Below are 13,116 nucleotides of genomic sequence, written 5' to 3' on the forward strand. Positions count from 1 at the left end.
TAAAATACCTCCTCACAGATCTGTTGATTCTAGGATAACACAGCAATTCAGAGGATTCAATCGAGAAAGGAAAATGCTATGGAAGCGTTCCCATCTTCCAAAACATTTCCTTTGCCGTCAATCGCGGGGAAACGCTCTGTCTGCTCGGACCGAACGGCGTCGGCAAGACAACGCTCTTCAAGACGATTCTAGGGCTGCTGTCCCCGCTTGCGGGTGATATATTTCTATCCGGTGAGAATATGTCCGCATGGACCGTGCAGGAGCGGGCGCGTCGCATCGCCTACGTCCCGCAGGTGCATACGCCCCCCTTCCCCTTCACCGTGCATGATGTCGTTGTGATGGGACGAGCTGCCCACATCGGCAGTCTTGGCGTTCCCGGGAAAAAAGATCAACGGATTGCGGACGATGCGATCGAAATGCTTGACATCGCGCATCTTTCGCAAAAGATCTATACGAAGATCAGCGGCGGAGAACGGCAGCTTGTCCTCCTGGCGCGTGCCATCGCACAGCAGCCGCAGCTCCTGTGCATGGATGAGCCTACAGCAAGCCTCGATTTCGGCAATCAGGTGCTCGTGATGAATCGTATCCGCACGCTCAGTGCGGCGGGAATCACGGTGATCATGACGACGCACGCCCCCAGTCATGCCTTTTACTGTGCAGATCAGACCGCAGTCATGGGACGGGACGGCGTGTTTTTCGTCGGTCAGACAAATGATGTGATTACAGAGCAGCGACTGAAAAAACTGTACGGGGTTACGGCAAAGATTGTCGGATATGATAATGTTCCCGAAAGCCGCACATGCGTTCCCCTTCCTCCACAGTAAAAACAAAGCAGTGACATATTGTGCGTCACTGCTCTGTTTTTAGGTGTCCCACATCTTCACTTCCATACCCGTATCGAGCAGGAAGAGGTAGCGTTCTTTGACCGGCTTTCCAAGGATGGTCTCTACGGCATCGCAGTAAAGATCGATCTGGAACTGATAGCGTGCCCGTGCTTCAGCACCGGAGATTTTGCGGTCGGTCTTGTAATCGAGCAGGACATAGTTGCCGTTTTCCTCCTCAAAGAGGACGTCGATGATGCCCTGCAAAAAGATCTGATCGTTCTCATCCGTCGCTTCCGGGTAGTATTTACGTGCGGGCAGGAGCCGCCCAAATGAAAGCTCGCGATAAACCGCCTTTGCATGACGCATGCGCTGCCCCAGTTTGGAGCCGACGAACTTCCAGATCTTTCCCGTTTCAATGCCTCTGCGTTCTGCTTCGGTGAGAATGCCCTTTTCCATGAGTGCGTCCGCCTGTCGCGTGATGGCAGCGATGTTCGCGCTGTCCTTCAGATCAAGCTGCTGCATGACGGTATGCATTGCCGTACCGCGCTCCATCGGACTCAGATATTCGCGCTCCGCAGAGCGGAGGAAGCGCGGTATCTCCCATTCTTGCTCCGTATTTGCCGTATCGCCGAGTACGGGCGGAAACGGAACGAGATGTTCTTCCTCGGCTGCCTGCTGACGCTTCAGCTCCGTAACACTGGTCTTGGCATGGATCTGTGCCGTTCCGCGCAGATCGTATGTCCACCCCAAAACCGCGGCAACACGTTCTGCCTCCCCACCTTCGGGCAGCGGCTCATCGGCACGAACAGCGGCGAGAACGGAATTCTCGCTTTCCTGCTCCTCTCTTTGCGGAACGTGCACGCTTTCATCCAATATACGCACAGAAAAGCGTGCCTTTTCGTTGGTTGGTGGACGGTGCATGATGTCATCAGCATCATCGAACAATACGGCTCCGTCGGGATGCCGCATAAGGGCGAGCGCAATCCAGTCGAGATAGCATTTTGCATTGAGGATTGCGCTCGTTGGAAATGCTGTATCCGCAGTCTGTGTGTATTTCAGACAGACCTCGCGCAGCTGCTCCAATGCGTCTTTTCCTGTGCGTGTAATGTTGAGCGTTCCCGTCAGGATGAGCTTCTCCTGTGCGCGTGTCATAGCGACGTAGAGGATGCGCATCTCCTCCGCCATCGTCTCACGAGCGATGACCGCCTTGACCTTTCGACGTGCCATAGTGTCATATTTTTGCCGTCCCGCGATTGTATTTTCATAGACACGCAGTCCGATCCCTTCGTGTGCATGGTAGAGAAGGTCGCCCTTCGTATCCTGCATATTAAATGCACCCGCAATATTGGCGAGAAAGACGACGGGAAATTCGAGGCCCTTGCTCCGATGAATCGTCATGACCCGCACAACATCCTCGCTCTCACCCAGCGTTCGTGCGACCGAGAGATCTGTGCTCCGTCGTTTCAGCGCGTCGATGTAGCGCAGGAACCGAAAGAGCCCACGTTCGTTTGTCCGCTCGAAATCGGCGGCGCGATCGATGAGCATGCGCAGATTTGCCTGACGCAGGATGCCGCCCGGGAGTGCTCCGACATAATCGTAGTATCCGGTTTCTCGGTAGAGCGTACGAAGCAGCTCAGGAACGCTATGGACAAGCGCATAGCTGCGCCAGTGCCGGATTCGTTCCAATGCGTTTTCAGCTCTTTTAACAAGCTCTTCCGCAAGGTCATCTCCTGTCGCACCGGTCAGCATATCATAGATACTGCCATGCGGCGTATGAATGCGGAGTTCCGCCATTTCCTCCATCGTAAGACCGATCATCGGAGATACGAGCAAGGCCGCAAGCGCGGTGTCCTGCCGGGCATTGTCGAGAACGGCAAGCAGGGATAATACCATGCGGATTTCGCTCGCCTCGAAGTAGCCTGCGGTGTCATCCGCATAGGCGGGAATATTCTTTGCGCGCAGAGCGTCGAGCAAAATGCCCGCACGTTCTTTTGCCCCGCGCAGGAGGATTACGATGTCCTTATTTTTGAGTTTTTTTCCGTTTTGAAGGACATAGCCTTCCTTTTTGAGTTCATCAATACGGCGCGCAATAAAATGAGCCTCTACCTCAAACGCTTTGCGTTCTTCCTCGCTCGGCTCCTCTTCCGTGGTGGAGTAGTCGGCGCGGAGAAGGTTGATCTCCAGCGGTTCTGCCAATGTTTTCCCCTCTGAGGGCTCCTCAAATACACGCCCGGGATTGAGGCGCGCGTTTGTGTCATAGTCAATCTCAACGGCCTCTTTGCTCATGATCTGCGAGAAGATCTCGTTGATCGGCTCGAGCACTTCGGCTCGGCTGCGGAAGTTCTCGGACATGGTCACGAGTACACCCTCGCCGTTACCGCTGCGATATGCCTGATAGGTGCTCTGAAAAAGGGATGGATCGGCAAGACGGAAACGATAGATGCTCTGCTTTACATCACCGACGATGAAGCGATTGTGCTCGCGTGCAATCTGGCGCAGGATCCCCTCCTGTAGCCCGTTTGTATCCTGATACTCGTCCACCATGATTGTCTCATAGTGCCGGCGCAGTTCGTCAGCAATCTCTGTCGGGGCGGCAATGATCGGGTTCTCCTGCAGCCGCTCGGGCGTTTTACACAAAAGCGCAAGCGCTGTGTGTTCGAGGTCACTGAAATCAAGTATGCCGCGTGTTAATTTCTCATGTTGAAACGCCTCGTGAAATGCAATGGTAAGGCGTGTGTATTGGCGAATTGCAGCATTTGCCCGATTCTCCGCCGCACATAATTCCTCTGCTGTTGCGGGGAGCTGTGCAAGGCAGGCATCCCATCCGTCATGAATCTTCCCGGTCAGCTTCTTGAGGCGTGCACCGATTTCGGGATCATAATCCTCGACTGCCTTGCGGGGAATATTTTTTTTTGCTTTTCTTGCAGCCGCCGCTTTCGTACGAAATTGTTCCCATGCACTGTCTTTTTTGGCATTCAGAAATTCATTGAGTTCCTCTTTCAGTGCCTCATAGAGCTCCTTGTTGTGTGTGAGTGCCACAATGCATTTTGCAGCTGCTGTACGCAGAGCCTCCTCTCCATCGGACAGAAATGCAATCGCCTCCTCGTAGTCTGCACATAGTTGTCCAAGATTTTCACGCAATTCTTCCGCGAGCACGTGAAATCCGCTGCGGTCCCAATACGGCGTATCATCACGCTGCTTTCCCTGTGCGGCAAGCCATGTTACAGGCGAGGGCTGACTGAGGGAAAAGGCATGAAGGGCAAGAACTTCACTTTGCAGCTTATCATCATCCCCTTTGATACCCCCATAGGCATCAGAAAAGGTGAGAAAATGATCCGGATCGCCATTCTCCGCGTTTTTGTATTCCTGTTCAAGCAGTTGTTCACACACGTCATGTTTCAGCAGTCGGATCTCCTGCTCACTTGCGATGCGAAAGTTCGGAGGGATATCCGTTGCGTCGATATGCGCCTGAATCAGGCGCTGACAGAAGGCGTGAAATGTCGAGATGTCCGCCCCCGTGAGCAGAACCCGCTGGCGTTCAAGTGCTCCGATTTGCTTGTGAATGTCGGTATCATCGCCGCCTTGTACGGTGATATGGCGGATTTCTTCGTTGAGTGCGGTCTCAATGCGTTCGCGCATTTCTGACGCCGCCGCTTTGGTAAAGGTGAGTACAAGGGCGCGGTCGAGGGAGAGTTCTCCCCTGCGTACCTGCGAGATGATACGCTCCACGAGAACACGGGTCTTACCGGAGCCTGCCGCTGCTGCAACGAGGATATTCTGTCCACGTGTCTCAATCGCTTTTTCCTGATCTTCGGTAAACTGCATCTTATGCGTCATCGCTCTTCACCTCCCCACGTACTATGCGTGCAATTTCCCCCATCGCCGCCTGTGCATTATCCGCAATATCATGGTAGCTGTACCCGAGATCCGGATCAAAGGAGCAAATAGCGCGATAGGAACAGAAGGTGCACGCGTTGCGCTCACGAAAACGATATGGAGCAACCTTTATATTTCCACGCAGAATTTCCTCGGCAGTCTCACGTATGAGCTGCGGAAGATACGCGAGCAGCTGTTCAAACTCTTCTCGTGAATGAATGTACTTTGCCGAATTTTTGGAGATGCTGCCGTCCTTATTCAATGAAATACAAAGATGATCTGCCAATTTATCAATCTTCGTCATGATCTCCGCATCGTCAAGCAGCATTCCGGTCAGCAGCATTCCATTTGCTACTTTCTTTTGCAGCTCCGCATCATCAAGACGAACCTTAGTGTCGACGACTGGATTTACCACGGGGGCATAGAGCATTCCTGCGGGAAAGCTGTCTGTAGGATCGAGAAAGCTGCGTATTACAAAGAGGTAGAGCAGCAGCTGCATCTTCAGCCCGTGCCTGATCTCCGGCAGGAGCAGAGATGTCGCCCCCGTCTTATAGTCGATTACGAGATAGTAGTCACACTCTTTCGTTGCGTCAAATCGGTCGATCTGCCCGCGCAGAGAGAGTGTCATCCCATTTTTGAGTTGAAATTCCATCAACGAAATGTGATCGCCGTGTCGTCCGAAACTGATCTCGAAGCCGTGCGGGTGAAAAGACGACGCCTCTGCCCATGAGGTGAGATGACGAATGACCTGCTGTGCCGTACGTCGGATCCGTTCGATACGGTGGCGGTAACTGGCACGGCTATCGAGGACGGAACTCCGTATTTTCGGCACGAGAGCTTTCAGCAGTTCGTCGATCTTTTCCCTGCCCTCGACCTCTGCGGCACACCAATCGTTCTTATGCTTCGTGCTTACCCACGCGCCGTATTCATGCAGGATCTCGTGCAGGAGCGTACCGAAGTCGCTGCTTTGAAACTCGTAGACATCACGTTCTCTTAGGCCGAGTCCATACATTGCAAAGTGACGGAATGGGCATTGACGAAAAGTTTCGAGTCGTGTTGTACTGCCGCTGATACGTCCGCTGCGGGCAAACAATTTCGCGGCAATCCCTGCAGAAAGCCTCTCCTCATGCGGAGAGGCAAAGAGTCCGTGCACCATCAGGCGCAGCAGCGGATGCATCGCCGCATTGCTGCGCATCCAGTTGTAGACATCGTTCCACAGGAGCTGCATCTTCCCCTGCTCCCGCTGTTCCAGCAGTGCACCCGCGAGAGAAGAAAGAACCGGATGCGGAGCAGACAGGACGAGATCGTCCGTGCGTTCAACCATGGCAAGCGGAATCGAAAGGAGGCTCGGACAGAGCATGCGGAGTCGTGCCACGAGGGGCGATGGTGCGAGCGCCGTGCCGTCAACGGAGGAGAGCGCATAGGATACCCAGAGATATTCGCGCGCCTCGGTGAAACCGCGGTAGAGTTGATAGCGTTCCAAAAAGCTCTGCTCATGGCTGCCGCCGTAGATTGTATGCCCTGTATGCGCAAGCGATTCACGGATGGCAAGGCGTTCTGCATCCGAAAGAACGCCTTGCGGCGCTCCTGCACGCGGCATTGTCCCCGCATTCGCGCCGACGATATAAGCGGCGCGGATTCCCGCGAGACTGTTCTGATCGAAGGAGGCAATCGTGACATGATCCAGTCCGGGCGGGATAAGCGCAATTTCGAGAGCATCCAGTCCATCTCCGAGCAGCTCCTCAAAGTCACGGGCAGAGATATCCTTGTCTCCGCTGACCTCAACCAGCTGCTCGAGCAACGTCATACAGGAAACCCAGATCTGTCTGTGTGCAGCCGCGTCCGCAAGCCTCCCATCTGCATCGGCTGCCGTCCTCCATACCTCGAGTGTCTGTGGTACTTCGAGTGTCGTAAGGAAGTCATAGAGTGCACGCGTGCGCTCATATGCCGTGCTCTCCGTGCGGCGAAGGATCTCCGTCAGGATGGAGAGCGGCGTAGCAATGCGTCTACGTATCACATCGAGCGCAATCTCTTCGGCGATCCGAGGCGCGTTCTGTGCGCTGTCCTGCTCCTCTTTCGGAATGGAGCGGCGCACAAAGTTCCATTCATCCGTTGCCGTCCACTGACGCTCTGAACGAATCCCGAATGCCAGACAGTAATTCTCAAGTCGATCGATGATCTCCTGCCAGTCTGCACACGGCAAGGAAGTCTCGTCCGCTTCATCGGATTGCTCCGTCCACACGGGAAAAAATCCCGTACGCAGGGCGCGAAATACGGTATCATAGCCCCATCCTCTCCATGCCGCCTGTGCTGCGGCACGCAGGAGTTCGGCAAGCGGATGATGACTGCTTGGTCGTTTTGCATCCAGATAGCATGGTATCCCACAGTCCGCAAATGCCGGCATCAAGAGCCCCTCATAGGTGTCGATATCGCGCACGAGTACCGCAATATCGCGATAGCGATACCCATGTTCCCGCACAAGCCGCAGGATATCGGCTGCCGTCGCCTCTGCCTCAAGGCACGGATTCGCCGCTTCTGCAAGCCGCAAAGCTCCATCCTCTATGTGGGCGAGATGCGCATGTCCAACCAGCTGCGCCTCAACTGCGATAAGCGATGGCTTTCGTGTGCGCTGCTGCCCGTGCATAAGACGGATGTCGGGGGCGGAAGCAGGATCTATTTCCACGAGTAGATGTGTCAGTGCCTGCATGGTCTGATAGGAGCGCGCAAAGAGCCCCGTATTCAGTGTGTTTTCCGGGAGATTGACACGTACGTGATCGCCCTCTTGGCGTCCATCCATCGTAAGAGTCACATGAATGGTGTCCGCTGTTTGGAAGAGTTCGCGAAAAACCTCCATTTCCTGCGGATTGAAAAAATCGAATCCGTCGACCCAAATCTCGGCTCCGTGCAGAAAGGGAGCGTCTTTCAGCTGCTTTGCAAGACGATCCATGCGATCGGTCTGATCGGTCAGGCGTCCCTCCATGCGCACGGAGAGTTCGTCCATGATAAGCGCAAGTTCCGTGAGTTTTTGAGAGAGTCGCTCCTGCGTATGCGCGCTTTCCTGCGCTGTATCCCGCAAAAGCGCGGGACTCAGGCGATAGCGTTTGAGTTCTGCAATGGCACGTGCGAGGGTTTCGGTAAAGCCCCGCTTGCCGACGGAACGTGCGAAGACGGAGAACTGATCCCTATGACTCAGCAGGATATCCTTGAGCAGGATACGTCTGCCGATTTCACTGATTCGCGGCAGATGCGCCCCCCCTGTTTCGAGGAGTACCTGACGTGCGAGACGTCGAAAGCCGAACACATAGGTCTGCAGAAAGCCCGCACTGTGCGTTAGAGCCTCTGCAAGCGCACGCTCCGCCGCATAGGTCATATGCTCCGGAACGAGAAGGATGCGCTGTCTTCCGAGCGGCTCGCGTACCAGAACCTCTGTCATCGCCGCCAGAGAAGCATGCGTCTTGCCCGTGCCTGCGCGTCCAATGATAAACTCGAGTCTTGCCGTCATAATGTCTCCAAGCCGCCCTGTGTAAAGCGAGCCCTGCTGCCATTTGCCGTGTGCAGGACTTCAAGATGTACGGGAATACGTGCACGCAGCTCCTCCACATGAGAGATGATGCCGACAAGACGTCCGTCCTCCTGCTGTACCTCGAGCAGCGCGCGGATAGCAACGTCGAGTGTTTCGCTGTCGAGTGAGCCGAAGCCCTCATCAATGAAAATCATGTCGAGGTGCATGCCGCCTGCATAGTGCTGCACGACATCGGAAAGCCCGAGCGCAAGAGCAAGGGATGCGAGGAATGTCTCTCCGCCCGACAGTGTGCGCGAAACACGCGGCATTCCCGTATACTCATCGAATACATCGATCTCCAGCCCCCACCACTTTCTCTTTTCACCGCCTTCACCGTGTATGAGGCGGTAGCGTCCGCGGCTCATCATGATAAGTCGCGCGTTTGCGGCTTCAATGACATCACTCAGGATCGAGCGGAGCACATAGGTCTGAAAATGCACCAGATAGGGCGCTTTCGCCGCTGCGACGGAGGCGAGCTTGCCGATCACACGATAACGCTCTGCACGTTCCGCACCGACTTTTTCGAGCTCCTCGATGTCACTCAGCATGCGTCGGAGTGCGCTGCATCGCTCCGTGCGGCTCCCCTGCTCCCGTGCGTGTTCACGCACGGCCTGATCGGCAGCAGTCTCTGCGGTTTTGAGTGCCTCCATATCGGGGGCAATGCATCCATCTGCTGCACTCTTCGCCTGTTGAAACAACTCCTCTGCAGCCTTGCGCTCACTGTCATACAGATTCAAACGCTTGCGCACCTTTTCCAGATGTTTGCTATCCGCCCACTTTCCCTCGATCGCCGCATGGTATTCCTCCTCGGAGGTGAAGCCTGCTGCATTCCATGCAGCCGCATACTCCGTCTGGGCCGTTCGCGCACGCTGAGATGCCTCCTCAGCGGCACGCAGCGCCGCTGCCTGTGTGCTCTCCGCGCGCGCATACGCGGCAGCACTTTCGTTAGCCCGCTCCAAAGCCTCCGTATATGCCTTTTTTTCCTGCGTCACTTCCTCTTTCAGGCGGCGAATTTCTGCGTCAATTTGTGCGTGGTCGCGGTATTCCTGCGGAAGCTGTGCCTCAAGTGCAGCCTGTTCGCCCTCGTGTTTGTGCAGGAGATCACGATTTTTCTGTGCTTCTGCCTCCTGCGCCTGCTGGTCCACAAGCAGCTTTTCCATTTGTTTCTTTTGTGCGGCAAGCTGTGTCGTGCGTTTTGCATGATCCGTCTCCGCCGTTTTTAATTCCTCATCACGCTTCTGTACACGCTGCGACAGGCCTTCCAGCGTATCAGAAGCAAGATACTCGCGCAGCAGTTTCTGCTCATGGGCGTAGCTCTGCAGTGCACTCGTATGTTCTGCTTTTGTTTTTTCCAGTTTGTACGCGGCTTCCTGAACCATCTGCTCCGCAGAATCTACTGCTTTTGCGCATTTTTCCACCACCTGCTCGGATGGGATATCCTCCGTGTGGATGGCGGGCATCGGATGTGACAGAGCACCGCAGACGGGACAGGGTGCACCGTCCGCAAGCGTTTCGGCAAGCCGCGCGGCACTGCCGAGATCATAGAGCATCTGCATCTGACGCAGCTTCGATTTCGCTTCTGTCAGAAGCTCCACGGAGGACTGCCATGCCTTCTGTGCGGCAGCTTCCTTTTGGCTCAGTTCTGCCGCCTGCACATTCAGTTCCTCTGTGCGGACAGCGGAGCTCTGACACCGCTTCAGGCATTCTTGTTCATGCTGAACGGCCTCGCGTGTCGCCAATATTTTTTCAAGTGCGGCGATGCAATCTTCGTTTTCCTTGTGCTCTATGCCGAGCATCTCGATGCTGCGCGCGCCGTGTTTCAGGCTCTCCTCGCCACGCACACACGATGCACGCAGCTCCTCTACAAGCTTTCGGCAGGTATGGAGCTGCGTGGCACGCTCCACATAGTCCGTGAGTACTTGAATGCGCTCCGCTTTCTTGGTGCGCTCCGGCTCCTGCTTCTCCGCAGCCTCACGTCTTTGCTGTGCCGCATGAAGCTCTTTTTGTGCAACCTTGAGCTGTTTCTCTGCTGTCCTTTGTTCGTCTGTCCGACGTTTTTCCAATCCTGCTGCCTCGATTGCCATGTGCTCTTTGTAGAGAACGGGGTGAGCACGTTCGGCACGTTCCAAGCGAATACGAAAATCCCGCACAGAATCTCCCTGCGCCTCTTTCTCTGCAAGGCGCTTCTGTGCTGCCGCCAGATCTTGTAATTTTTGTTCTGCCGCCGTACCCGCCTCACGCGCATGACGCGCGTCCTTTTGACGGTCCTCAAGGGCTTTGAGTTCTTCAGCATGGCGGACAATCGCCTCTTTCAGTTTGGCAATACGCGCGCGCAATTCATCGCTTGTGTTCAGATTTTCCGAACGAAGCATCTGGTCAATCTGTGCGCGTTCCTCGTTTGCCGTACGCTCGAGCTGGATGGACTCCTGAAGCAGAGCCTCCTCGAGACGCTGATATCGTTCCGTGCGAAAGATGCGCTGCATAATCGCGCTGCGATCCTTGACCTCGGCAAGCAGAAACCGCTGAAACTGTCCCTGTGGAAGAAGCACAACCTGACAGAATTGATCGGCGTCAAATCCAATGAGCTGACCGATGCGCTTCGACACCTCGGTCACATTGGAAGCGAGCAAAATCTCATCCCCACTCTCCCCTACATCCGGAAGCTGATAGAGCTGACCTGTCGCTAAACGCTGCCTCATCTTACCGCGTGACATGCGTTCGTAGGTAGGTGAACGCAGGACGCGATAGCGGCGATGACCGAGTGCAAAGACATACTCCACCTCCGTTGTCCGCTCCGGAGGAGCCGTGGAGGAGCGCAGTGTCGCACCCTCACGAATGTTGCCGCTCGATTTTCCGTACAATGCAAATACAATTGCATCTAAAATTGTTGTCTTGCCTGCCCCCGTCGCCCCGTGAATCAGCACAAAGGGAGCATCCACGACGGCATCCTCAAAGTCGAGCACCTGCTCCTCGACATAGGAACCGAATGCCTGCAGGCGAAGTTTCAGCGGTCTCATTCTGCACGTGCCCCCTGTTCCATCGCGTCGATCACACGGATGAGTTCCCTGCGCTCCGCTTCCGTCATTTCCGATGCGGTTACGTCGGCATAGAACTCGGAGAAGAGATGAAGATCGGACTTTCCACGCTCATAGCTGCGCTCCGTGGAGGAAAGCCGGTTCACGTTGATGTTTGGCCGTGTAATGGTAAAGAGATTCGGATAGATCTTGCGCAGCTTCTCATGTGCGGCAAGCACGGCGTCCATATCGAGCAACTCCACGCAGATATAGTCGTCGTGTGGGAGAAGGTCAAAGTCTTTGTGCATCAGTTCGTCCATCATCCCGCTGACAATGCGTACATCATGGCGCGGTGTCAGCGGATAGAACGTATGAGAAGCTGCTCCCACAGCATCAAGTTCGATAAGTTCGACTCCTTTTTTCTGACGTGCCTCATCGAAGGAATATTTCAACAGAGAGCCGGAGTAACGGATGTGCTCCGCTCCTGCACGCTGAGGAGCGTGCAGATGTCCAAGTGCTGTATAGGAATATGCGGCAAAGTTCTCCGCACTTACCTGATCGCTGCCACCGACGGAGAGCGCATGTTCCGACTCCGAGGTCTGTCCGCCGATGACAAAGGCATGCGCCACTGCCACACTGCGCACGGAGAGCGGAATTTGTGCACGAGCTGCCGCAATCTGCACGGCAAGCGCTCCGTCGAAGGACAGGTTTTCATCGAGCGCAAACGCCTCACGTACATGCGGAGGATCCCCATAGGGGATGAGCGAGAAATACACATCGCCGTATTCATCCGAGAGCACGACAGGCGGCTCTGCGGCGCGCACAATCCCCGCCGGATAGATGCCGGAGGCACGAAGAAGCTGTGCACCAAAATCAAGGCGCACAGCACTGTCATGATTGCCGGCAATGTAGAGCACCCGAATGCCCTGCTTCGCAATCCGTGTCAATATTTCGTTAAAGAGATTCACTGCCTCCGGCGGCGGGACGGCGCGGTCATAGACATCTCCCGCAATGATGAGGGCGTCTGGATGCACATCCTTGCAGAGCGCAAGCAGTTCTTCCAATACATACGCCTGATCCTCCGTCATGTGACGCTGTCCAAAGAGTTTCCCCAAATGCCAGTCTGCCGTATGGATGAACCGCATTGCATTCCCTCATCTCATTTTATGAATGTGTTTCTTCGGCAAGAATTTTTGCGACAGATGAACTGCCGATGCCCAAACGGTGAACGCCCATCGCCAAAAACTTCTTTGCCGTCCGATAGTCCCGAATGCCGCCGGATGCCTTGACCTTGCACCGTCCACGCGCTGTATCGAGCATGATGCGCAGCTGCTCCTCCGTTGCACCCGTCCCCAAGAATCCCGTTGCCGTCTTGACGAAGTCTGCGCCCGCCGCAATACTCACCTCTGTCGCCTGCGCGATCTCCTCCGGAGTCAGCTGGCTTGCCTCGAAGATGACCTTGACCTGCACATCCCTTACGTGTGCTGCATTGACAACGGCACGTATCTCTGCCTCGACCTCCGCCCATCTGCCGGAGCGTGCAAGCCCGTAGTTCATCACCATATCGAGTTCTTCGGCACCGTACTCCATATAGTAACGCGCCTCAAGCTCTTTTACAGCAGCGGGTGCCTTCCCATGCGGGAAGTCCAGCACTGTGCACACGCGCGTTTTGGTATTGCGGCACATCTCCACGGCAAGCGGAATATCCGCCGGCTGCACACAGACCGAGCAGCACTCCTGCTGCACTGCCTCCGCAATCGCCGCACGTACCTCATCGAAGGTCATCGCGGGACCCAGCGGAGAGGAATCAATATATCTGCTGAGTTTCATATGAGCTCCT

At 55.3% G+C, this 13,116-nt stretch carries 6 protein-coding genes; 1 reads left to right on the plus strand and 5 read right to left on the minus strand.

Going from position 1 to position 13,116, the window contains the following annotated elements:
• Positions 1–104: 104 nt before the first annotated feature.
• A complete protein-coding gene (locus HMPREF9081_RS07385) occupies positions 105–824 on the plus strand; it encodes an ABC transporter ATP-binding protein (protein ID WP_280956282.1) in 720 nt (239 codons plus the stop codon).
• 39 nt (positions 825–863) lie between these two features.
• Here HMPREF9081_RS07385 and addA read toward each other — a convergent pair whose 3' ends face one another.
• The 5 genes from addA to deoC are packed head-to-tail and all read right to left on the minus strand — an operon-like array spanning position 864 to position 13,106.
• A complete protein-coding gene (gene addA, locus HMPREF9081_RS07390; RefSeq protein ID WP_006306495.1) occupies positions 864–4,661 on the minus strand; it encodes a helicase-exonuclease AddAB subunit AddA in 3,798 nt (1,265 codons plus the stop codon).
• A complete protein-coding gene (locus HMPREF9081_RS07395; protein ID WP_006306496.1) occupies positions 4,651–8,202 on the minus strand; it encodes a PD-(D/E)XK nuclease family protein in 3,552 nt (1,183 codons plus the stop codon). Before HMPREF9081_RS07395 ends, addA begins: the two co-directional genes overlap by 11 nt.
• Positions 8,199–11,279 carry an AAA family ATPase gene (locus tag HMPREF9081_RS07400; protein WP_006306497.1) on the minus strand — a complete coding sequence of 1,027 codons (3,081 nt, stop codon included), beginning with the start codon at positions 11,277–11,279 and terminating at the stop codon, positions 8,199–8,201. The genes HMPREF9081_RS07395 and HMPREF9081_RS07400 overlap by 4 nt, the downstream gene beginning before the upstream one ends.
• Positions 11,276–12,421, minus strand: a complete 1,146-nt coding sequence (locus HMPREF9081_RS07405) for an exonuclease SbcCD subunit D (RefSeq protein WP_006306498.1) — start codon at positions 12,419–12,421, stop codon at positions 11,276–11,278. Before HMPREF9081_RS07405 ends, HMPREF9081_RS07400 begins: the two co-directional genes overlap by 4 nt.
• 19 nt (positions 12,422–12,440) lie before the next feature.
• Entirely contained in the window at positions 12,441–13,106 is a 666-nt protein-coding gene (deoC, locus tag HMPREF9081_RS07410) for a deoxyribose-phosphate aldolase (RefSeq protein ID WP_040394789.1), read from the minus strand.
• Positions 13,107–13,116 lie beyond the last annotated feature (10 nt).

The sequence above is a fragment of the Centipeda periodontii DSM 2778 genome (genome assembly GCF_000213975.1).
GTDB classification, from domain to species: Bacteria; Bacillota; Negativicutes; order Selenomonadales; family Selenomonadaceae; genus Centipeda; species Centipeda periodontii.